This window comes from Mesotoga infera, from assembly GCF_900157305.1.
GTDB classification, from domain to species: Bacteria; Thermotogota; Thermotogae; order Petrotogales; family Kosmotogaceae; genus Mesotoga; species Mesotoga infera.
The window spans coordinates 174356-197741 of sequence record NZ_LS974202.1 but is presented as its reverse complement, the minus strand read 5'-3'; the positions used below and the strand labels follow the sequence as shown (position 1 = coordinate 197741).

Here is a 23386-nt window from a genome sequence, read left to right as displayed (position 1 = left end):
CGGAGGAAAGCATGCGAAAAATATCGAGATCCAGCTCGGTTGCCGTCGGGACGCTGGCCATATTAACATTCTCAATCATATCTAAGGGAATGGGCTTTTTCAGAGAGATGCTCATAGCCGGTCTTTTCGGAACTTCCGGCAATCTCGACGCAGTATTCATCGCCATGACGCCCGCCACCACTCTCTCCAGCATAGTCGCCGGAGCTCTAGCCTCGATCTTCGTACCTATCTATCACTCTATAAAGAGAGAAGATGCCCTCCGTTCGAAAAGATACGCCGGTACTGTGTTTATGGTGGGAAGTCTTATTTTCCTCTCCATGGGCATTATTTTTTTGCTGATACCCGATCTGGTGATAAAGCTCTTCGCTCCTGGTTTTTCCGACGAAACCATTGCCTATGCCTCTAGAAAGCTGAGATTTCTCTCGATATATCCATTAGTAGGTGGACTGGAGAACCTTCTGGGAACTCTTTTGAAGGCCAGCAGGAGGTTCATACAGTTCGGCATCTCCCAGCTGATCTTCAACGTTGTGGCCATACCGGTTATCCTCTTCACCTACCCCTTTCTCTCGGAAGCCTCGTATATACTGGCTTGGATCGTCGGAAACGCTCTGACGGTTTTGCTCTACGCTCTACAATCGCGTGACCTTTTCGTGTTGAAATTGGATAGGGGGACAAGAATAATCGAGACGCTCACCCTTTCTCTGCCTTTGATTCTATCGGGAAGTCTGAGTCTGATAAATGGAATGGTCGATAAAGCCTTCGTGTCTCTGCTTCCACCCGGGAGGGTCTCCTCTCTCCAGTACGCACACACACTTCTGGGATTGATCACGTTCATCGTGACGGCCTTTTTGATGACTTCCTACACAGAGCTCTCCGAATTCGTCGTATCCGGAGAGCACGAAAAGACACGCGAAAGACTTCGAAAAACCGTCACAAGTTCGCTAAACATCGCCCTACCTCTCGCGGTATGGGTGATATCCATGGCCGAACCTCTAGTGAGATTCATATACCAGCGTGGAGAATTCGACGCCGATTCGACGAAGCTCGTCAGCATGGCCTTGATAGGTTACGGCGCACTCATAGTTATTTCGCCCGTATCGCATACTTGTTCTAGCTACTTCATAGCTCGAAAAAAACTTCGCTTCATAACCCTTATATCCTTCATATCCATAATGCTCAATGTTCTCTTCGACTGGTTACTGTTAGAGCCTCTCGGCCACGCAGGCATAGCCGCCAGCACCTCGTTAGTTTCACTGAATTCGACCGTGATTTACAATCTCCTCATGAAAAAGGAGGGAATGAAATTCATGCCCTTCAGGAGGATCTTACTGCTTTTGATTTGTGCTGTGGCTCTCTATCTTTTTGTTTTCGTCTTGAAGTATTTTTCTACCACCCTGCTATGGCTACTGCTGGGGAACGCAGTTTTCTTCGCGTTCTTCCTGTTCAGCGCGCGGAGTGAGATTATCGCCGGTCTTTCCCGGATACGCTCGATAAGACGTTCATGAGCTTAAAAATCCGCCCATTCGAAAAAGACGGCCAGATGCGATAGGAGGTCTTCAAATTGAGGAATATATTGGTTATAGGTGCCGGTCCGGCCGGCCTTTTCACTGCCATAAGCTGTACGACCGAGGGGAGAAACGTCACCGTACTCGATAAAAACGACTCGCCCGGCAAAAAGCTTCTGATGACGGGTTCGGGACAATGCAACCTCACAAACTTGAAGGCCCCGAAGCAAATGCTGAAGCATTACTTCGGGATCGAAGCAGAAAGGTTTCTCAAGCCAGCCCTTATGGCTTTTGACAGTTCCAGACTGATCGAGTTCTTTCAGAAGAGGGGGCTGAAGATGACCGTGAGAGACGACGGAAAAGTCTTTCCTGCAACACTTAGCGCCAGGGATGTACTTGAAGTACTTCTGGCCGAGTGTGAAAAGCAAGGGATAACCGTCGAATGCAACTGTCGGGTTACATCCGTCGATAGGAAAGACGACGGAACCTTTCTTGTCAAGACTCCGGGGAGAGATTTTCAGGCCAACTACCTGGCCATAACGACCGGTGGCAGGAGCTATCCCTACACCGGTTCGTCGGGGGATGGTTACCTCTTCGCGCAAAAGATGGGACACACTATTCAAGAGCCAAGGCCGGCACTTTCAGCCGTATATATAGACGACTTTCCCTTATCAGACCTCTCGGGAATCTCCATAAAGCAGGCCAAAGTCTCTCTCTGGAGGAACGGGGGCAAGATAGCCGAAAGAAGAGAGGATCTCCTGCTGACCCATACGGGACTATCCGGCCCAGCGATCTTGCATCTCTCCAGAGAGATACTCCCGGGAGACACTCTGCTTATCAACCTCGCCGGTTGGAAGAGGGAAGATGCGGACAGGCTTCTTTTGGAGAGATTGACCATCAATGGCAAGAAGAACGTCAAGAATATCTTGGCCGATCTGGATCTGCCGGAGAGGTTGATCGAAAAGCTTGTGGAACTCTCCGGTGCAGCGGCGAGAACGGGAGCTGAGATAAAAAAGCAGGAAAGGAAGAAACTGGAGAGGCTTCTCACAAGTCTCGAGATGAAAGTTTCCAAAACCGGGGACTTTCTCACCGCCATGATGACGAGAGGGGGTATTTCAATCACGGAGGTTAACTCCAGGAGCATGGAATCGCGTCTGGTTCCCAATCTCTTCTTCGCCGGCGAGGTTCTTGACTTCGACGGAGAGACGGGCGGATACAATCTCCAGGCGGCTTTCTCGACGGGTTATCTGGCCGGAATCTCGATTCGAGCAAAATCGGGAAGGCCTTGAACACGGAAGATGAGGAAGAGAGACCAAAAACGAAAAAAATTGCTGCCCCTTTCGAGGGCAGCGAAGCGGTCTGAGGGTTACTTCAGCATCTTTATTATACAACTTTTTTCTCCAGAATCAAAATCGAGAAGTCATTCGGTATAAAAAATTTTTCAGATAGCTTTCATTTACAACTTTCCATTGTTTTCGCCACTTCCTGCATCCTCGTATGTAGCCTGGCGATGTCTCGCGGGAAGGTCAACGCGGCGACGAGAAGAACGAGCCCGCAGGGCAACCAGAAGAGCGCCGAAGCGTTCATGGCTACGCCCAGAGAGCCGACGGCGGTGGCGAGAGTGCCAGCGAAGAACTGACCGAACCCCGTGCCCAGAGAATCGGTGAGGTTGAAAACCGAGAAGATCCTGCCCCTGCTTTCCGGCTCGTTAACGTTCATAAGCATGGTTTTCATATTTGGACCGGTCATCGAGGCCGTCGCTGCCGCAACCATCCCAAGAATTCCAAGTGTGAAAAAACCACCTGTACCTTCAACCGGCGGGAAGTTCAGGGCACCAAGGGCAACAAATGTTCCTGCGATAGTCATACCGCCGCTGAAAAGAGGCATGTAGGAAGGCTTCCTTTTGTAAAGCAAACCTCCGAGCAGACCGCCCAGAAAGATCCCGAGAACGTTCCCCACGCCGAAAAAAATGAAGATAAGAGTGGCCGATTCCTTCGAAAGGTTTTTGTAGGTCTCGAAGTAGTTGACCAGATAATAAGGGATAGCACCCCAGGGAATAGTACCCAGTATTCCCTGTATGAAGAGCACCAGATTGGTCCTGACTCTGAAGAGGTTGAGATAATCGGAGAGCTTCACCCTGCCGGTGTAGCTGTAACCTTTATCTACCAGATCTCCAACGGCCACCTCGGCGGCGCCTCTCCTGGGTTCCTCGGCCAGGAAGTAGAAGGCCAAGGCCAGAAAGATGTTGGGAAGAGAGACGATTATGAATGGAATGCGCCATCCCAGCGTTGAACCGGTGAAGCCGGCTATAACCATTCCCACTATTGCCCCGAGCGATATGGCTGTCGAAAGAAAGGCGTTGACCTTTGGCCTGTGCGATTCTTTAAAAGTATCTCCCGCAAAGGAGAAAACTACCGGAAAGAGTGCCCCAACGCCGATTCCAGTCAAGGCTCTGGTTATGAACAACTGTGGAAAGCTCTGGACGAAGGCCGAGAGGAAACAGGGTATCTCTCCGACCAGCACGCTCAGCAACAATAGAAGCTTCCTATTGTACTTATCGGCCAGAAAACCCCAGGCCAGCGAGACCAGGGCGCCCACGATCGTGAAAGATCCCTGAATCAGACCGATATCTGCCTTGGTTATAGCGAATTCGGCCTCTATTTCTCCGATGTTCGGAGACATTACCATTTGATCCGCATTGAGAAAAACCATCATGAAGAGCATGAGAAAAAGTACAATCCTTGCACGGCTCTTTTTCATACTAACCCTCCCGGTTTCAACTGAGTTCGTCTTTCAGATTGGTGAACTCCTGTATCATTGAATCCTTATCTCTCCACTTTTCTCTGACTTTCACGAAGAGATCGAGAAAGACTTTCTGATCGAAGATGTACTCCATGTCCCTTCGGGCGTCGCTACCAATGAGTTTTATCATAGAACCGCCTTTGCCGAGTATTATGGGTTTCTGGCTGTTCCTCTCCACAACGATATCGGCCCTTATCCTCAACAATTCGCCCTCATCCTTGAACTCTTGAACTGAGACTCCGACCGAATGTGGGATTTCCTGGTGAGTATGCAGGAGGACTTTCTCCCTGACGATTTCCGAAGCCATGAATCTTGAGGAACGATCGGTTATGTAATCTTCGGGAAAGAGGAGCTTTCCAGAAGGAAGAAATTTGAAAATGGCCTCTATCATTGAATCGACACCAGTACCCTTTTCAGCGGAGATATAAAAGCGTTCCAGAACATTCTCGAAAAGACGGGAAGCGTTTTCCGAGAAGTTATGCAGGAGTTTTCCGTCACTGTAAGCATCTATTTTGTTTATCACCAGAAAAACCGGGACGCGGCTTCCATTGACGTGGGTGGCTACCAGTCTGTCAGATTCCCTGAGTCCGTCGGTGGGATCGACCATAACCAGCAGAAGATCGACGCCCAACAGAGAGGAGGTCGCAACTTTCAGTATGTACTGGCCGAGTTTGTGTAGAGGCTTGTGTATTCCGGGAGTGTCGTAGAAAACTATCTGACCGTGTTCGGTCGTGTAGATACCACCGATGCGGTTTCTGGTAGTCTGCGGCTTATCGGAAACTATGGCTATCTTTTCACCGATTATTCGGTTAATGAGCGATGACTTGCCAACGTTAGGCTTTCCAACGAGGGCGACTATCCCGGATTTGAAGATTTCGCTCATTTTCTCTCTTCTTCCAGAAGCAGGGAGAGATCCCCTACTTTCAGGAAGAGCCCATCTAGCGATTTGAGGAAGCCTAGCCTGTTCAGCCTTATATCTTCCTGGTTATCCATAACGAAGACATCGTCGAAGTACCTGTCTATCGATGATTTCAATCCTGTGAGGAGATGAAGCGCTTTTTCGAAATCGTCTTTTTCAAGGGCCGAATTGACACTCTCTAAACATTCGAGGTATTTGTTGAAGAGATCTCTCTCGGCCTGTTCCATGAACTTCGAGCCTTCGAACGCGTCGGAATCGTGGTTCTTACTTATATTGTGAACCCTCTGGTAAGCGATCAGAAGGTCCGTGAATTCAGCCTTTTCAATGTATTCGGTTATAGCTTTCGCGGCTCTCTCGCCCAGATAAGGGAGTCTCCACCAGTCGCTGACTGCCCTGGTAACGTTGATCGAGAAACCCTGTTCGAGAAGGTATGATTCATACCGGGAACGACAGAAGGAGGCTACAGACTGCAAAGTATCGAACGCCTGACCGCCGAGGATACCGGCGCTCGTCTTTAAAAGCCCTTCAAGATCGATCTTCCATCCCAGGTAATTCATAGTCCTGAATATAAAAGCCATCTTTCGCCTCAATGCATAGGGATCCTTCGAGGCCGAAGGAACATTGCCGATCGTGAAGTTTCCGACGACTGTATCTATCCTGTCTGCAACGCCCACGACTGCGCCACTGAGGGTCGTGGGAACTTTCTGGTCATGATAGTGTTCTTCGATCCCGAGAGCCACCTCTTCGCTCTCACCGGATTTTTCGGCGTATATCCTTCCCATGACTCCCTGGACTTCCGGGAATTCCTGGACAACCCGTGTAACCTGATCGGCCTTGCCCAGAAGAGCAGTTCTTTCGATATTTTCCAGCTCTCCACCCTTGGCCTTGAGAAGCTTTCCGATTTCGAGTGCCAACGCCGCCGTTCTCTTCGATTTATCCATGAACGAGCCGAGACCTTTCTGAAAGAGTATTTCTTCCAGACCAGGCACGTAGCTTTCCAGAGGTTTCTCGAGATCCTTCTCGTAATAGAAGAAGGCGTCTTCGAGTCGTGCGTTTATAACGTCTTCGTAGCCTTGCTTGATATTCCCGAGAGGGTCTCCCGGGCCGTCCTGGAATGCAACGAAATTATTGGTCAACACCCCTTCTCTGTACACGGGGAAGGTCCTCTGGTGATGCTTTATCGTGACGATTATCACCTCTGGCGGTAGTGACAGATACTTCTCCATGAAACGTCCAACAACGGCCGTTGGATACTCTGTGAGGGAGACCACTTCTTCGAGCAACTCTCCGTCGATAGGTATCTTTCCCTGGAGGAGCTCTCCGGTTTTCTCTATCTCCGAAAGGACGCGTCTCTCCCGTTCCGAACCGTCAGCGATAACAAGCGCCTCTCTCAATTTTTCAAAGTAATCCTCGGGAGAGACGCGTATTTCATCAAAATAGAATCTGTGGCCTTTAGTCGTATCGGAGGCTTTTTTTCCGAAGAGCTCCATCTCGAGAACGGTTTTGTCTATCATGGATACGACCCATTTCACGGGCCTGACGAATCTGTACGTTCCATCACCCCAGCGCATAGGCTTTTTGAACTCAAGCGACAGAACTGCCTGCCTGAATATACCGGGCAGAATCTCCAGCGACGATTTTCCCGGTATATTCCTTTCTATATAAACATAACCGTCTTTAACGGTTATATCTTCAATTCCTGCACCGTTGCTTTTGAGAAAGCCTATCAAGGCTCTGGAAGGCTCTCCATCTTTGTAAGCTATCTTCTCCGACGGACCTTTCTTCTCTTCGAGGTAATCGGGTTGCTTTGGAGAGAGCCCGTCGATGTACAATCCGAATCTTCTGCTGGCCGTGAAGACTTTGAGTCCATCGTAGTCCAATCTAGTAGCCTGTAAGCTCTTCTCGATTTTCTCTCTTAGTTGGTTTCTTATCGCCGATACTTCACTAGAGGGGAGCTCTTCGACTCCAATTTCAAGCAACGCTTTTTGCTTATGCATCGCTCTCACCCTCCCTGTCAACGTAAGCCTGCGCCACCGACCGGGCCATCTCCCTTATAGATTTGATATAACTCTGCCTCTGAGAGACGCTTATGGCGTTTCTCGCATCTAGAAGGTTGAAAGCATGGGAGCATTTGATCATATAGTCGTAAGAAGGTCTGATTAATCCGCTCTTCAAACAGAGATCGAATTCGTCGCGGTACATTCTGTAGAAATCGAAGAGTTTTGCGGTATCTGCCACATCGAAGTTGTAGGCTGAAAACTCTTTCTCGTTCTCCAGAAAGACATCGCCGTATTTGAATTCTCCATTCCAATCTATATCGAATATGTTATCTTTCTTTTGTAGGTACATGGTTATCCTTTCAAGTCCGTAGGTTATTTCCAGGGAGACCAGATCGACGTCGATACCACCAATCTGCTGGAAGTAAGTGAATTGGGTCACTTCCATTCCATCTAGCCAGACCTCCCAACCAACTCCCCAGGCACCGAGTGTGGGTGACTCCCAGTTGTCTTCCACGAATCGAATATCGTGCTCGACGGGATTTATGCCCAACGCTTGCAGAGATCCTAGGTATAACTCCTGTGAATTCTCGGGATTTGGCTTGATTATCACCTGATACTGGAAGTAGCGCTGAACTCTCATAGGGTTTTCACCGTAACGGCCATCTGTTGGTCGTCTGCTTGGTTGAATGAAGGCCACCTTCCACGGCTTCTTGCCCAGAGATCTCAAGAAGGTGGATGGATGAAAGGTCCCCGCACCCATCTCAACGTCGTAAGGCTGATCTATGATGCATCCCATGGATGACCAGTAGTTGTTGAGGTTAGCTATTACGTTCTGTAGGTACATCTTCTCCTCCTGAATTATTCAATGGAAATCAGGTAATAGTAATACGGTTGTCCGCCACTGTGGATCTCGAATTCGAGATCGGAAAAATTTGAAGATAATGTCTCGGCCAACTTTGCTGCCGTTTCTTCGGAAACGTCGGACCCGTAGAACACCGTCACGACTTCTCTGTTGCTTTCCTTTCCAATAACCGCTTTTATCGAGTCCTGTACGAGCTTGTCCAGCTTTTTGCCGGAGCCAAGAAGCCCATCCTTTCCGATGGCGATGTACTCGCCTTTCTTTATTTTTTTGCCTTTCATACTCGAGTCACGAACGGCGTAGGTTATGGAAATAGGTGTAACCGCGTCGGCCGCCTGCGTCATCTCCTCTATCAGTTCCTTAGTATCGGAATCATCGTTGTACACCGTCATGGCCGAGATACCTTCTTGCACCGTTCGGGTCGGAATGATATACACTTCCTTTTTGGGATTCTCGTCATGAACAGCGTTGGCTGCCTCTTTGGCCGTGAGTATAATATTGGGGTTGTTGGGCAGGACAATGACCTTGTCCGGTTCCATGTGACTTATCGCTTCGTACAGATCTTTGAGGCTGGGATTCATGGTCTGGCCGCCTCTTACCGTATAATCTACTCCCAAACTCTTTAAAACATCGGCCAGGCCTTCCCCAGGGGAGATGACAACTATTCCGTGTTTCTTGCCCTTTCCGAAGAGTTCCGATGTCTTCGTCTGGATATCTACAATGTGTTCATGTTGAACCTTCATGTTGTCTATCTTCACCTTTTGGAGAAAACCTACGTGCAGGAACTTTTCGATAATGTCTCCAGGATGATCGGTGTGCACGTGGACCTTTATGAACTCGTCCTGATTGACCATGACGATCGAATCTCCCATCTCTTCAAGGAAAGCTTTCAATTCATCGGAAGTTTCTTCGGGGTTTTCGCTGTCATAAAGGTTGACGATCAGTTCGGTACAGTATGTGTATTTCAATTCTTCTCTTACTATTTCCACTATTCGTTCTGTCGAAGAGCCTATCGCCTGTGGCATCTGCTGTATCAGACTATCGACTTCTAACTCTCCTTTTATAGCCAGTTGAAAACCTTCGAAGATATAGGCCAGACCCTTGGCGCCGGAATCAACTACACCGGCCTCTTTGAGTTTCGGTAGAAGATTGGGTGTCTTTTCTACAGTTTCGAAGGCGGTCTTCACCATTTCATCGAAGTACTCTTCGAAATCCTCCAGCTCCGTATAATGCTCATTGGCGGTTTCAGCCACGACTTTCATGACGGTCAACATGGTCCCTTCTACTGGTTTCATGACAGACCTGTATGCAATTTCCTTCGCCTTTATAAGCCCTTCGGTGAAGGCCTTCGTACTTACGAACTTTCTGTTTCCTATCCCTTCCGCAAAACCTCTGAATATCTGAGATAGAATTACACCGGAGTTACCCCTGGCACCCATCAACATCCCGGTCTTGACGGACTCGAGGACGCTGACCAGATCATCCTTTTTCAACCTGTCCAGATACTCGCAGGCTTCTATCATGGCCGCGGACATATTTGAACCTGTATCGCCGTCTGGAACGGGAAAGACATTCAAAGCGTTTATTTCATCCTTGTTGGCCAGAAGACGTTCAGCGGCTTTCCGGAAGGCGGCGACAAAGAACTTGCCGTTGATACGTTTCATCGCTAAAGCCTCCTGTCAATCCTGTAAGCCAACAACATGTATATTCACTTTGATATTCGTGGCTTCCGTGAGTTCCTTAAGTTTATGGAAGACGTTCTCCTGTATGTTTTCCACAACAGTAGGAATCCTCACACCGTATTCGAGGATCAGATCCACGTCGATTTCCAGAGTGCCATCGATCTCTTCGGTTACTTTAATTCCCTTTCTTGTATCTTCGGCAGTTCCAAACAATTTGGCCAGAAAGCCAGTCTGTGGTGCTCCTACGTTAACCGGTCCATAAGATTCGGAAACTACTTTCTTTACTATTGAGCAGATTGCCTGAAGAGAAATATCGATTTTACCGAATTCCGTAGTCACTTGCATTTTTTTCACCTCTCAGTTTAGAGATAGTTTTCTCTATTCCCCTGGCGTCGAGTCCCAGTTCAGATAGAATCTCGTCCCGGGTTCCATGGGGCGAGAAACAATCGTCGATAGCCACAATATCGATTTTACCTGTGTAACCGCGTTCGATGGCTTCAAGAGCTATACTGGAGCCGAAACCACCCCTTTTGATTCCCTCTTCGACGCAGACGATCGTATCGTACTTGCCGAATATGTATTCGAGCGTGCTTTCGTCTAGTGGTTTTATCGAGCGACAGTTGTAAAGCGAGTAGCCGTATTTCAAAGCGACCTCATAACTACGCGACACCATTGAGCCGGTAGCCAGTATCGTACCTCCTTCGCCGTGCATTATCTCTTCCCATTTCCAGAGATCTATCTCTTTCATGGATGATAGAACTTCCTCTAGAGAGATGATCTCGGCCTCTCTAGGATATCTTATGGCGGTGGGATGTTCCATACCCTTCTTCAGAAGAAGGGTGTACAGCATATTCGAGAGTTCCTGGACGCTCGAAGGAGAGAGAACTCTCATGTTAGGGAGCATGGAAAGAAAAGCAATATCGAAAATACCGTTATGGGTCGGACCATCCTGACCAACTATTCCGGCCCTATCGATCGCGAAAAGCACCGGCAGATCCTGAAGGGCCACATCGTGAGCAAGCTGGTCAAAGGCTCTCTGTAGAAAGGTAGAATAAACCGCGAAGACGGGTTTGCTGTGCGAGATTGCCATTCCGGCCGCGAAGGTCGTACATAGTTGCTCCGTTATACCAAGATCGTAAAAACGCGCGGGAAACTTTTCCATGAAGCCGGACAATCCCGTTCCGTCGGGCATAGCAGCAGTAATGGCGACGATCGAAGGATCGAGAGAAGCCAGCTCTGTAAGGGTTCTTCCAAAAACATCGCTGTACGATACCTCCGCCGAGTCGAAGAGCTTTTCGCCGCTTTCGGGATCTATCTTTCCTACGCTGTGAAAACGTGTTGGATTCTTCTCTGCATACTCGAGTCCCTTTCCTTTTTTCGTAACTACATGCACGAAGAAGGGTTCATCGATCTCCTTTATCGCGTTGAAAAGCGTTTCCATCTCCTGAATATCATGTCCTCCTACCGGTCCGATATAGTTCAAGCCCATATCTTCGAAAACGTTTCCGCCGAGAATGGTGGCCTTGAGACCGCTCTTTATCTTTGAAAGAAATTGCTCCAGGCCGCCGAGCCTCATCGTTTCAAGCGTGTTTTTCAGATCTCCCTTGATCTCTCTGTAGAAGGGGTTGAGTCTCATCTCGGCCATCGCCGATGAAAGACTGCCTACATTCTTTCCTATACTCATGCCGTTGTCGTTCATTATTACTTTTATTTTAGAACCGAGATCCTTCATCTGATTCAATGCTTCCAGAGCCATTCCAGAAGTAATGGCGCCGTCACCGGCCACTACGATAATATTTCTGGAGATTCTGAAGAGCTCGTCTGACTTCTCCATACCGAGTGCCGCGGGGAGTGCCGTTCCCACGTGACCGGCGCCAAAACGATCGTAAGGACTTTCCGATACTTTCAAAAAGCCGCTCAAACCGCCCTTTTTTCTGAGAGATCTGAAGGAACCGTACCGCCCGGTTAGTATCTTGTGGGTATAAGCCTGGTGGCCCGTATCCCAGATTATTATGTCTCTATCTGGATCGAAGACCCTGTAAAGGGCCAGGGTGAGCTCCACTGTCCCGAGATTCGAGGCGAGATGGCCGGTGTTTGTTGCCACAACCGATGTTATTGTCTCTCTTATCTCTTCGGCTAGCATGGCCAGCTGCGGATATGTATAATCCTTCAATCTCCTGAAAAGAGGGCTTTCATTCATCGGGCAATTCTCCCCATACGTTCAAGCGATTTCAAATAATGTTTGAAGAGCAAAGCCGTGGTTACACTTCCCACACCACCCGGCACAGGGGTTATAGCGGCCGCGATCTGGCTTACTTCGTCGTAATCGACGTCGCCAACCAGTTTTCCATCGAGGAAGTTGATTCCGACATCTATAACTATGGAACCGGGCCTTACCATTTCCCTCTTGAGGAACTTCGCTATTCCAACGGCGCTCACGACAATATCGGAGTTGAACGTTTTCTCGGCAATATCCCTGCTTCTGGAGTGACAGACCGTCACTGTCGCGTCGACACCTTTCTTAAGTAAAAGCAGAGCGAGGGGTTTACCAACCGTGTTCGAGCGTCCCACTATCGTGACATCGCGCCCTTTAGGATTGATATCATACTGAAAAAGCATCTCCATGACCGCTTCAGCGGTCGGAGGAGCGAAAAACTCTTCATCGTTGACAATTCCCCCGAGATTAGAGACAGTACGCCCTTCGAGATCCTTCGAAGGATCGAGTGCGGCAAGCACGGATTTTTCGTCGGCGTTTTTGAGCGGATGCATTATCATCACACCGGCAATGGAGGGATCGGAATTCATCCTGTGTACCTGAGCGATGGGATCCTCTCCGGTGTTTTCAATCACTACATTGATTCCAAGTTTTTCACCCTGTTTCACTATGGATTTCATGTAGGTCTTGTTCGAACTATCGGGCTCATCACAGAGGAGAACCAGTGAAGGTAGCGAAACCATGCCTTCGATCTTTTCTCTTATTTCGGAGTATGTCTTCTCTGCGACACTCTTTCCGTCAAGTATCATGGAAACCACCTCAAAATAGTCCGCTTATCTTGCCATTTTTATCAACATCTATTTGCTGGGCGCAGAATTCCTCTCCAAGGCCCGGCATCAACATTATGTTTCCAGAAACGGCTACTATGAAACCTGCTCCAGCAGAGAGATTCAAGTTTCTGACGTTGAAAGTATAACCGGATGGAGCTCCCAGCTTCTTCTCATCGTCGGTTATGGAATACTGTGTCTTGGCAACGATAACCGGTAATCTGTCAAGTCCCTGCTTCTTGAACAGCTTGAGTTTGGCCTGAGCTTCAGGTAAAAACTCAACCTTTCCGGCCCTGTATATCTCCTTGGCCAGTTTCTTTATCTTTTCTTCAACGGGCATATCGAGATCTATGATCGGCCTGTAATTGTTGCTGCCATTCTCAACGAGCTGAACTAGCTTTTCTGCCATTTCAATTCCACCATCTCCACCCTTCTCCCACACTCTGGAAACTTCGTAAGAAATGGTGTTAGCGCTGCACAGAGAATCAAAAAGCTCCCTTTCCTTTTCCGTATCGCTGGGGAATTCATTCAATGCTACCAGAACGGGTATTCCGTACTTTCTCAGGTTTTCGTGGTGGACTTTAAGGTTTTCGAAGCCAGCCCTCAACGCTTCGAGATTCTCCTGGTTAATTTCTTTTTTCGATGCTCCGCCGTTGATTTTCAAGGCGCGAATAGAGGCTACGAGAACGACCGATGACGGTTTAAATCCCGCAACAGGCGAGACAAAATCAAGGAACTTCTCCGCTCCAAGATCGGCGCCGAAGCCAGCCTCTGTTATAACATAATCGGAGAGTTTCAAAGCCATCTTGGTGGCGATTATTGTATTTGTCCCGTGGGCTATGTTGGCGAAAGGACCGCCATGAACGAAGGCCGGAGTCCCCTCGATGGTCTGGACAAGGTTGGGATCGAGCACATCTTTCAACAGGGCGGCCATGGCACCGTGGACTTTGAGATCCTTCGCAGTGATGAAGCCGCCATTCTTCGATCTCGCCACGACTATTCTAGACAGTCGCTCCTTGAGGTCATCGATATCTTTGGAAAGACAGATTATCGCCATTACTTCGGAAGCCGGCGTTATGACGAAAGACTCCTCTCTTGGATAGCCGTTGCTCTTCCCGCCGAGACCGACGATGATTTCTCTTAGGGCGCGGTCGTTCATGTCCATCGTCCTCGGCCAGAAAACCATTGCGGGATCGATGCCGAGCTTGTTGTCGAACTTTATATGCGCGTCGATTGCAGCTGAAAGCAGATTGTGAGCCTGAGAAACAGCATGGAAATCGCCAGTGAAGTGCAGGTTTATCTCTTCCATCGGAAGGACCTGAGAATAACCTCCTCCTGCGGCACCGCCTTTTATACCCATCACAGGGCCGACAGAGGGTTCTCTCAGAGTAACAAATGTCTTTTTCCCTATCTTGTTGAGTGCCATTGCCAGTCCTATCGAGGTAGTCGTTTTTCCCTCACCCGCGCTGGTAGGACTTATTGCTGTAACTAGTACGAGCTTTCCGTCGGGTTTTTCTTGCAGCTCTTCAAGATAGTGGTGGGATATTTTGGCTATGTTTCTTCCGTACCGCCTTATGTATTTTTCAGGTATCGACAACGAGGAAGCTACTTCGCTGATTTCTTTGAGTTCCGCTTTTTGAGCTATTTCTAGATCGGTTAACATACTGACCCTCCCATTATAAATCTTTTTTTGCGACAGGTGCACATTCTCTGGCAATCCTATCGAGAACTCCGTTGACGAATTTTCCTCCTTGTTCCGAACCGTACTTCTTCGCAATGTCTATCGCTTCGTTCAGTGTCACTTCTATCGGCACCGCACTTTCATAGACGATTTCGTAAGTGCCGAGCCTCAATACATTTCTGTCGGTCGAGGCGAGCCTGTCGAAAGTCCAATTCATCAGATGTTTTCTTATTATCCCGTCGATCTCCTCCCTTCTTCGAAGTATGTTTTCGAAATACTTTCGGGTCATTAGCTTCATTTCCATGTCCATGGCAAAAAAGCTCAATTCCCTCTCAAGATAGGCAGAAGAAGTTTCCACATCTTCAGTGAAATCAAACTGGTATATGGCGCTGAAGACTATCTCACGCATCTTCCGCCGGCTTTTGTTTGGACCTGTCATTGTGGAGTTATACCTCTTTCTCTTTCTTTTCCTCTTCTTTCTCAATTTCTACTTCGGCAATGGGGCTTTCAACGGCTTGGCCCGCCTCTTGGGGAAGGGCCGCTTCGTGCTCGGGCTCTTCCTCTTCGATAATGGCTGGCTTCTGGGGTTCTTCGTAGACATCTTCAATACTTATCGAGACGTCTTCCACTTTCAGACCACTGAAACTCTCTACGTCGTTCTTAAGCTTCTCCTGCATCTTTCTGGCATAAGAAGGAATAGAGACCCCATATTTGATCTTCGTATTCACGGTGATCTTAACGGTTTTCGTTCCATCCACTTTTTCGTCCAGATCGATATCTACGGTTGATTTGGCTTCCTTTCTGGCTTTGCTTTCTCTGGGATCGAACTTCAAGAATTCGATGTAGGAGTGAATCGCTATATCCCGGATCACGGCTTCAGAGATCTCTATCCTTCCAAGATCCGTTTCTTCGAAATCCATTCTTCTCCCTCCTTTCCTTATCAGGCTCTTTCGATATATTCGCCGGTTCTCGTATCAACTCTGATCATTTCGCCGTTCTCGACGAAGAATGGTACTGTGACTTTCAAACCTGTCTCCAGAACGGCCGGTTTTCCGCTTCCGGAAACCGTGTCGCCTTTGTAGGCCGGTGCCGTTTCGGTGACCTGGAGTACCACGGTGTTGGGTAGAATCACTCCGATCGGTCTATCTTCGTGGAATTGAAGATCTACCTCTTCATTTCCCTTCAAATAGTCGAGACCGTCTCCCATCTCGTCGGGTCCGATCGTGTACTGCTCGAACGTTTCTAGATCCATGAAATGGAAAAAATCCCCTTCGGAATAAAGGTACTGAACGTGTCTTATCGAAAGTGAAGCCTCTTCGACCTTTTCACTGGCCTGAAAAGTAAATTGCCTAACCAGAGCGGTCTTCAGGTTCTTCATTCGTGTCCTTATTATTCCATCTCCCCGTCCCATGGAGTGTTTGTTAGCCTCTAGAACGATGTAGATCTCTCCATCGATAAGTAGAGGCATTCCCTTTCTTAACTTGCCAACTTCTATCATATAGAAGCCACCTCCGGATCGTTACAGTATCTTGAGTTCTCTATCGAGGTTAGTAAGAACCTCGGTTTTATCTTCTCCAAAATAGAGGTCGTCCTCAATTCTGACCCCGAATTTTTCGGGTAGATATATTCCCGGTTCTATGGTAATCACAGCCCCTGCGGGAATTGGGTTTTTATTTGACGGGCTTGCACCGCCGGATCCGTCGTGGGTATCCATTCCCAGACTATGACCTAGACCGTGTCCGAAGTACTCACCGTATCCGGCCTGCCTTATTATCGAAGCGGCCACTTCGTGCAGGTCGCTGCCAATAATTCCGGCGTGTGCGGCCTCTTTTGCCGCTTTCTGGGCCTCATAGACGACTTCGTAAACCTTTATCATCTCCTCGCTGGGGCTTCCAAGCGAGAAGGTCCTGGTGATATCAGAGTTGTAGCCGTCAACTCTCGCACCGTAATCTATCAGCACAAACTCGCCCTCGCGGAGCTTTTTGTCTGAAGGCTTACCATGTACCACCGCACTTCTTGGACCGCTACCAACTATGGTGTCGAAGGCGAGGTAACCACCGCGCGTCCTTATCTCGTGTTCGAGAATGGCAGCTATATCCTCTTCGCTCTTTCCCGGTCTTATATAGTTGAGGGTTTCTATAAGAGCCTCTTCAGCCACGATTACGGCCTTTTTTATTTTCTCTATCTCCTGCGGTGTCTTAACCATTCGCATTTCCTTTAAAATAATGTCGGCTGGAACAAGCTCAACGCCAAGATTCTCGAAGATTCTCTTGTAAAGGCCGTAACTGATAGTATCCTCTTCAAAACCCACCTTTCCAGCGCCGTCACTCTTGAGTATGTTTGAAATCAAGTCCTTGAGTTCATCGCCGCTCTTGTAGGGTATCAATTTGAAATCGGTCTCGATCGAAGCCTGGGTATAGTATCTGGAGTCGGTGATGATATACTCGCCCACCGGGGAGATAACAAGCACAGAAAAAGAACCGGAAAAGCCAGAAAGATACCAGGAACTCGATTTGTTGCTCGATTCGTGGTTGTAAAGAACAAAGCCTTCCAGTCCCATTTCGGCCAATTTGCTTCTGAATTGTTCAATTCTCGACATGCTCAACCTCCATTGATCTATGTGTCAAACAACGTTATCTGGTTACGGTTCATCTTGCCCTTCTTTGCTCTGCGTATTTCGACAAGATCGTCTGTCGTCAGCACTCGAACGGCCTTATCGAGCGCCGACTGTTTGGAGATAACCCTGAGTATCTCTTCGGCCCTCTCCAGAACCACGCTGGGAATACCCGCCAGTTTCGCGACATCTATACCGTGCGACTTGCTTGCAACACCTTCAATCACTCTGTGTAGAAAGACTATACCCTTTTCGGTCTCCATAATTTTAACTGTTTTATTTCTTATTCCTGAGTACATTTGAGAGAGTTCCGTCAGTTCCGTGAAATGAGTCGCGAAGACCGTGTTGCATCCGATGGCTTCATATATATATTCCGAGACCGACCAGGCAATCGAAATGCCGTCGAAAGTGCTTGTTCCCCTTCCCACTTCGTCGAGTATTACCAGACTGTCTTCTGTGGCCCTTGAAAGGATAGTGGCCGTTTCCATCATTTCCACAAGGAAAGTCGATTTCCCGCCGGCCAGATCGTCTCTGGCGCCGATCCTTGTGAAAATCCGGTCGTAAACAGGCAAAACCGCCCTGGAGGCCGGAACGAAAGAGCCGATCTGAGCCATTATAGAGATTAGCGCTATCTGCCTTATATAGGTGGACTTGCCGCTCATGTTGGGGCCCGTGAGTATGAAGAACCGCCCTTCCTCGCCGAAGGTTATATCGTTGGGGGTGAATTCTCCCACGAACCTCTCCACTATAGGGTGTCTGGAGGCTTCGACTCTGGTGGCGCCATCCGATGTAAACTCGGGCCTGACGTACCCGTACTTTCTGGCTATCGAGGCGAAAGATTGAAGGACATCCAGCTCCGATAAGACGGTCGAAAGCTCCTGCAGATCCTTTGCCGAATTACCCACCTCGCGACAAATATTTTCGAAAAGCGACCTTTCCAGCGAGTCTATTCTTTCTCCGGCACTGAGAACCCTATCTTCAAAAGCCTTCAACTCGGGGGTGATGTACCTCTCGCAGTTCACTAGAGTCTGCTTCCTGGTGTAATTTTCCGGAGCCTTCGAAGCCTGAGCTTTGGGCAATTCTATGAAGTAACCGAATACTTTGTTGTACTTTACCTTTAGAGTGCTTATCCCGGTTGCTTCCTTCTCCCTCCGCTCCAATTCCTTCAGTTTCTCAACGGAATTTTCCAAAAGATCTCGTAGCTCATCGAGCTCATGGCTGAAACCCTTCCTTATCACCTTGCCCTCGCCGACGAAAGCGGATGGCTCGTCTTGCAACGCCTTTTCCAACAACTCGAGTTCTTTCGAGAAAAGGACTATCCTCTCTCCTCGCTCACGTAGAGAAGGGTTACTCACGAGAAGCTGCTTTATGTAGGGAAGGATTCTGAGGGAGTTCCTCAAAGACTGGAGATCCCTGGGAGAGGCCCGATCACTGGCAAGGCGTGAAACTATTCTTTCCAGATCGAAGATGCCACCGAGATACTCCCGGAGCTCTTCCAGAAGGAGCCGGTCTTCCGAAAGGCTTTGAACCGTATCGAGTCTGCGCTCTATTTTGTGAACGTCGGTAAGAGGAGTTAAAAGCCACTGTTTCAGCTTCCTCTTTCCCATACCGGTAACGCTTTCGTCCATTATAGCGATAAGCGAACCCTTTCCCTGGCTCGACAGAAGGTTGAGATTCTCTATCGTGGAAGCGTCCAGCTGCATTGTTTCCGATCTTTTAATAACTCTGGGCAGCGATAGATGTTTCATAGGTTTGAAATTGGTGGTCTGAAGGTATTTAAAGAGGGCGCCGAGAGCCTCCAGTTGTGAGGAATCAAGCTCCAGATGATCTGTGGAGGCCAAAGAATAGAATTCTTTCACATACCTGAGACTGGAGGAGAGCGCGAAGTTCCAGTCCTCGAAGATCTCTATGAAGGCGCCGGAGACAGTCATGATATCCTTTTTCAAAGTTTTCAGACTCTCTCTGAGAAGTATCTGGGCCGGTTCGAAACTTGATATTATATCCAGGAGCTCCGGAAGGCTTTCACAGGAGGTAACCACCACTTCTCCGGTCGAAATATCACTGAGGACGACCGCGAACGTACCTTTCTTTTCGGACACGGTCAATATATAATTGTTGGCCTGACCGGCGAGAAGTTCGTCCTCCATAATAGTTCCCGGAGTCATGACGCGGGTAACCTCTCTCCTCACCAATCCCTTTGCCTGGGCCGGATCTTCGGTCTGCTCACAAATGGCGACTTTATGGCCCGCGGAGATCAGCTTTCTCACATAGCTATCGATCGCATGGTAAGGAACGCCGGCCATGGGATTGCCGTTCCGTGAAGTGAGCACTATCTGAAGTTCGTCGGCGACAAGTCTGGCATCGTCAAAAAACGTCTCATAGAAATCCCCAAGACGGAAGAGGACTATGCAATCTTTGTAATTGTTCTTGACCTCAAGATACTGTTTCATCATAGGTGTTATCTCAGACACACTACCAACCCCGGATACGTCAAAAGCCGGCGCTTTGCGCCGGCCATAAGAGAAAAATCAGTCACTCTTTGGCTTTCTCTCTATTCTTGGGTTCTATCACCTTGTCTATCATTCCATAATCGACCGCCTCTGTCGCGCTCATGAAGTAATCGCGGTCAGCGTCTTTCTCTATCTTCTTTATCGACTGACCCGTGTGGAAGGCCAGGATTTTGTTGAGTTCGTCCCTCAGGTAAAGGATCTCCTTGGTTCTGATCTCTATATCCTTCGCGACCCCTTCGGCGCCTCCGAAAGGCTGATGGATCATTATTCTCGAACTGGGCAGTGCATATCTCTTTCCCTTCGTGCCGCCGGTGAGGAGGATCGCTCCCATCGAAGCGGCCATGCCTATACAAATCGTCGAGACATCGGGCTTTATGTACTGCATGGTGTCGTAGATCGCCAGGCCGGCGGTGATCGATCCACCAGGGCTGTTTATATAAAGATTGATGTCTTTATCCGGATCCTGCGACTCAAGGAAAAGAAGCTGAGCTACGACGATATTGGAGATCTCGTCGTCTATCTGCCAGCCAAGAAAGACGATCCTTTCCGCTAGAAGTTTGGTGAAAATATCGAATATCCTCTCTCCCCTTCCTCTATCTTCAACTACGTAGGGTACGAAAGGCGCCATACTTATGTCCATAATTCCTCCTAGTTCTTGAAAAGTTTTTCTATGATTCTTCTTGGCGGAAGGAACGAGAAGATGATGTGACCACTATCGGTGATGAGAAGCGCCTTGGTTCTCTTACCAAACGTCAGGTTGACGATCTTTCCAGTCTCCATACCGAGCTGCTTCAATCTTCTCACAGCCGAGCTTGCAACTGGAAGAACGGCCAGTACCCTATCTTTCACGACAAAAGATTCGAAACCAATATTGACAATGTGGTCCACTTCGACTTTCCTCCTTCCTTCAACGATGTTATTATAACATAATAGAAGACCCAAGGAGGTGCTGGGATGCTCGCGAACGATCAGGAAAGCCTCGTAGATACGGGGCGAATTTACGTCAAGGCCGGCGACGGCGGCAACGGTGCCGTCTCCTTCAGAAGAGAGAAATACATACCCTACGGCGGACCGGACGGCGGCGACGGCGGGAGCGGAGGACACGTCTTCTTGAGGGCAAGCAACAGCAGAAATACTCTGTACGAGTTCAAACACAAAAGGAAATTCCTGGCGCAGGACGGAGAAAATGGCGGAGGGTCCAACATGGCCGGAAGGAAAGGCAGGGACATTGTTATTCTGGTACCCGTGGGAACCATCGCTTACGACGCCGAAACTGGCGAGACTCTGGCCGATTTGAACAGACCCGGCGAAACGGTCGTTCTCGCTAGGGGTGGAAAGGGCGGCAGGGGGAATGCCCGTTTCACCTCTTCCACCAACCAGGCCCCCAAAGCCTCGGAGAACGGCGAACCCGGTGAGGAGCTTTATGTGCGCCTCGAATTGAAGATTCTAGCTGACGTTGCTCTCATCGGTTTTCCCAACGTGGGCAAATCGACCCTGATATCGGTCGTATCCAACGCAAGACCAAAGATAGCCAATTATCATTTCACAACGCTTTCTCCCAATCTGGGAGTCGTAATGGCGACGGAATTTCTAGGATACATCGTGGCCGACGTGCCAGGTCTTATAAAAGGTGCACACCAAGGAATCGGACTCGGACACAGTTTTCTGAGGCACATAGAGAGATGCAAAATACTAGTCCATCTTCTGGATATAGCGCAGACCGAGGAGAGAGATTTCGTACAGGATTATTTCGATATCCGTTATGAACTGGAGTTCTACAGAACGGAACTCCTGGAAAAACCGGAGATAGTTGTCGGTAATAAAAGCGATCTTCTCGCACCAGAACTGTTGAACGAGCGGGTGAAACTCTTCAAAGAAAAAACCGGCAAGGAAATCCTGCCTATCTCGGCCGCCACTTCCAGGGGAGTCGAGGATCTAAAAAGACTCATCTGGAACGTTATCGGCGATAGCGAATCCTTCTTGAACAGGCTGAAAGTCGAGGAAGATCTCCCCTTGCCGGTAGTCGAACCGGTCGTGTACACGGCCCCAGAACCGGAGAACTTCAAGGTCGAAAAGGATTCCAGAGGACGGTTCGTAGTTTCCGGACCGGCAGTAGATTTCTACTTCAGGAAGATCAAGGCGCAGAAATTCAGGGATAGATTCATAATGGACAAGCTGGAAAAGGGCGGACTCACAACGAAATTGAAAAATGCCGGTATCGAAGAGGGCGATACCGTCGTGATAGATGATAGAGAGTATGTCTTTAGAGAATAGGATTGGCGTGTTCGGCGGATCGTTCAACCCTGTCCACAACGGTCACATCATCATAGCGATCAGGGCTCTGGAAGAGCTGGAACTGGACAGGCTGTACATCGTCCCCACCTATCTGCCTCCACACAAGAGAGAGGTAAACCTTGCACCGTACGAACTCAGAAAAAAATGGCTGGAAAAATGCTTCGAGGGGACAGGAAAGATAGTGATCTCGGATTACGAAAAAGAGAGGGGAGGTATCTCTTATTCGCTCTTCACGATAAGGTACTTCTCGCAGAAACACTCCTGCAGACCTTACCTGATCGTTGGTGAGGACAGTTACCGCGCCCTGGAAAGCTGGTACGAGTACAGAACACTCCTGAAGGAATCCCGACTGGCAGTGTATCCACGTTCGTGCAACGAAAAGCCATCACAGTTAGTGGAAGGGGTGGTTTTTCTGAAGGCGCCTATGATAGAACTGTCATCGACCGAGATAAGGAAGAGGGCGAGATCGAAGAGGTCTCTGCTGGGCATGGTTCCAGGATCGATAATCGGAGAGGTCGAAAAGACTTATGTATAAAGAAATAGGACTGTCGCCTATGGCGGGCTATACCGATGGCGTAATGCGCGAACTGGCGCTCGAGTGGGGCGCCGATTTCGTCTTCAGTGAGATGCTCAGCGTAGAGGGTGTGCTGAGATCGACCGAAAAGACCGAAGAAGTGATCCCCTCCAGTCCCTGCAGGATACAACTTTTCGGTTCCGATCCTCGCAGAATGGCGAAAGCCGCACTTAAGTTGAAGGATGTGGCCACGTGGTTCGACATCAATGCCGGCTGCCCGGTTAGAAAGGTAACCAGGCGCGGTGCAGGGAGTGCCCTTCTGAAAGATCCCGACAAGATAGGAGAGATGATAAGAGCCTTAAAAGAAGTGTCTTGCGTGCCAGTATCGGTGAAGATCCGGCTCGGCTGGGATAGCGTCGAGAGCGACAGGATCATCCCACCCATCTTAGAGGCAAAGCCCGACGCGGTTTTCATCCACGGAAGAACCGTTTCGCAGGGATACTCCGGCTCGGCCAATTGGAAAGAGATAGAGAGTATCGCCGGAACGCTCCGCCAGGCAGGAATCCTTTCTTACGGCTCGGGCGACCTGTTTTCACCTCAAGCAGTTGCGGAAGCCTTAAAAAACTACTCGGTAGACGGCGTTGTCGTTGCCAGAGGTGCCATAGGCAACCCCTGGATCTTCAAGCAGGCTAAAGATTTAATGGAGCTCGGCACTTACGAGGAGTTCGGTTTGAACGAGAGACTCGAACATTTTTTATATCACATAGAAAGACTGGCCGGCGTGGTCGGCGAGGACCAGGCCGTTAAAGATCTACGCAAGTCATTTGCCGGTTACACCAGAAACATCAGGTATGCTTCGAATCTGAGAAAGGAATACATGAAATGTGACTCTCTCGAGGAAGTTCGGGAGCTTTTCAGAGCATTTGTACCGGATTTCCAGGCATTCGAGTGATCCGTTGCTTT

The 23386-nt window shown here is 48.9% G+C and carries 21 protein-coding genes; 5 read left to right on the top strand and 16 right to left on the bottom strand.

Going from position 1 to position 23386, the window contains the following annotated elements:
- Positions 1-11: 11 nt before the first annotated feature.
- Positions 12-1505, top strand: coding sequence for a murein biosynthesis integral membrane protein MurJ (gene murJ, locus MESINF_RS00870; protein ID WP_169698083.1), 1494 nt, complete (start codon positions 12-14; stop codon positions 1503-1505).
- A 56-nt stretch (positions 1506-1561) separates the two neighbouring features.
- A complete protein-coding gene (locus MESINF_RS00865) occupies positions 1562-2794 on the top strand; it encodes a BaiN/RdsA family NAD(P)/FAD-dependent oxidoreductase (RefSeq protein ID WP_169698082.1) in 1233 nt (410 codons plus the stop codon).
- A 163-nt stretch (positions 2795-2957) separates the two neighbouring features.
- Here MESINF_RS00865 and MESINF_RS00860 read toward each other — a convergent pair whose 3' ends face one another.
- The 16 genes from MESINF_RS00860 to MESINF_RS00785 all read right to left on the bottom strand — a co-directional run bounded on the left by MESINF_RS00860 (position 2958) and on the right by MESINF_RS00785 (position 20502).
- Positions 2958-4265, bottom strand: a complete 1308-nt coding sequence (locus MESINF_RS00860) for an MFS transporter (protein ID WP_169698081.1) — start codon at positions 4263-4265, stop codon at positions 2958-2960.
- Positions 4266-4281: 16 nt separating this feature from the next.
- Positions 4282-5190 (bottom strand): GTPase Era, encoded by a 909-nt coding sequence (gene era / locus MESINF_RS00855; protein ID WP_169698080.1) that lies wholly within the window; start codon positions 5188-5190, stop codon positions 4282-4284.
- Entirely contained in the window at positions 5187-7223 is a 2037-nt protein-coding gene (gene glyS / locus MESINF_RS00850) for a glycine--tRNA ligase subunit beta (RefSeq protein ID WP_169698079.1), read from the bottom strand. Before glyS ends, era begins: the two co-directional genes overlap by 4 nt.
- Positions 7216-8070 (bottom strand): glycine--tRNA ligase subunit alpha, encoded by an 855-nt coding sequence (locus tag MESINF_RS00845; protein ID WP_169698078.1) that lies wholly within the window; start codon positions 8068-8070, stop codon positions 7216-7218. The genes glyS and MESINF_RS00845 overlap by 8 nt, the downstream gene beginning before the upstream one ends.
- Before the next feature lie 14 nt (positions 8071-8084).
- Complete coding sequence (locus MESINF_RS00840) at positions 8085-9749, bottom strand: DAK2 domain-containing protein (protein WP_169698077.1); 1665 nt, start codon at positions 9747-9749, stop codon at positions 8085-8087.
- Positions 9750-9764: 15 nt separating this feature from the next.
- Positions 9765-10112, bottom strand: coding sequence for an Asp23/Gls24 family envelope stress response protein (locus tag MESINF_RS00835; protein WP_169698076.1), 348 nt, complete (start codon positions 10110-10112; stop codon positions 9765-9767).
- Entirely contained in the window at positions 10087-11967 is a 1881-nt protein-coding gene (gene dxs / locus MESINF_RS00830) for a 1-deoxy-D-xylulose-5-phosphate synthase (protein WP_169698075.1), read from the bottom strand. The genes MESINF_RS00835 and dxs overlap by 26 nt, the downstream gene beginning before the upstream one ends.
- Complete coding sequence (locus MESINF_RS00825) at positions 11964-12791, bottom strand: bifunctional 5,10-methylenetetrahydrofolate dehydrogenase/5,10-methenyltetrahydrofolate cyclohydrolase (protein WP_169698074.1); 828 nt, start codon at positions 12789-12791, stop codon at positions 11964-11966. The genes dxs and MESINF_RS00825 overlap by 4 nt, the downstream gene beginning before the upstream one ends.
- A gap of 10 nt (positions 12792-12801) precedes the next feature.
- On the bottom strand, positions 12802-14472 hold the full coding sequence (locus tag MESINF_RS00820; protein ID WP_169698073.1) for a formate--tetrahydrofolate ligase: 1671 nt from the start codon (positions 14470-14472) through the stop codon (positions 12802-12804).
- 13 nt (positions 14473-14485) lie between these two features.
- Positions 14486-14974, bottom strand: coding sequence for a transcription antitermination factor NusB (nusB, locus tag MESINF_RS00815; protein WP_231936795.1), 489 nt, complete (start codon positions 14972-14974; stop codon positions 14486-14488).
- Positions 14937-15410, bottom strand: coding sequence for an Asp23/Gls24 family envelope stress response protein (locus tag MESINF_RS00810; RefSeq protein ID WP_231936794.1), 474 nt, complete (start codon positions 15408-15410; stop codon positions 14937-14939). The genes nusB and MESINF_RS00810 overlap by 38 nt, the downstream gene beginning before the upstream one ends.
- A gap of 20 nt (positions 15411-15430) precedes the next feature.
- Positions 15431-15988 (bottom strand): elongation factor P, encoded by a 558-nt coding sequence (gene efp / locus MESINF_RS00805; protein WP_169698072.1) that lies wholly within the window; start codon positions 15986-15988, stop codon positions 15431-15433.
- Between the two features lie 21 nt (positions 15989-16009).
- Positions 16010-17089: a M24 family metallopeptidase gene (locus MESINF_RS00800; protein WP_169698071.1), complete on the bottom strand. Its 1080-nt coding sequence runs from the start codon at positions 17087-17089 to the stop codon at positions 16010-16012.
- A gap of 17 nt (positions 17090-17106) precedes the next feature.
- Complete coding sequence (gene mutS / locus MESINF_RS00795) at positions 17107-19575, bottom strand: DNA mismatch repair protein MutS (RefSeq protein ID WP_231936793.1); 2469 nt, start codon at positions 19573-19575, stop codon at positions 17107-17109.
- Between the two features lie 61 nt (positions 19576-19636).
- The gene (clpP, locus tag MESINF_RS00790; protein WP_169698070.1) at positions 19637-20254 is read right to left on the bottom strand and encodes an ATP-dependent Clp endopeptidase proteolytic subunit ClpP; all 618 of its coding nucleotides are present in this window, start codon (positions 20252-20254) and stop codon (positions 19637-19639) included.
- Between the two features lie 8 nt (positions 20255-20262).
- Positions 20263-20502: a DUF370 domain-containing protein gene (locus MESINF_RS00785; protein WP_169698069.1), complete on the bottom strand. Its 240-nt coding sequence runs from the start codon at positions 20500-20502 to the stop codon at positions 20263-20265.
- A 66-nt stretch (positions 20503-20568) separates the two neighbouring features.
- Between MESINF_RS00785 and obgE the strand changes: the two genes are divergently transcribed.
- The 3 genes from obgE to MESINF_RS00770 are packed head-to-tail and all read left to right on the top strand — an operon-like array spanning position 20569 to position 23375.
- Complete coding sequence (obgE, locus tag MESINF_RS00780; protein WP_169698068.1) at positions 20569-21888, top strand: GTPase ObgE; 1320 nt, start codon at positions 20569-20571, stop codon at positions 21886-21888.
- Positions 21872-22444 (top strand): nicotinate (nicotinamide) nucleotide adenylyltransferase, encoded by a 573-nt coding sequence (gene nadD, locus MESINF_RS00775; protein WP_169698067.1) that lies wholly within the window; start codon positions 21872-21874, stop codon positions 22442-22444. Before obgE ends, nadD begins: the two co-directional genes overlap by 17 nt.
- Positions 22437-23375 carry a tRNA dihydrouridine synthase gene (locus MESINF_RS00770; RefSeq protein WP_169698066.1) on the top strand — a complete coding sequence of 313 codons (939 nt, stop codon included), beginning with the start codon at positions 22437-22439 and terminating at the stop codon, positions 23373-23375. Before nadD ends, MESINF_RS00770 begins: the two co-directional genes overlap by 8 nt.
- Positions 23376-23386 lie beyond the last annotated feature (11 nt).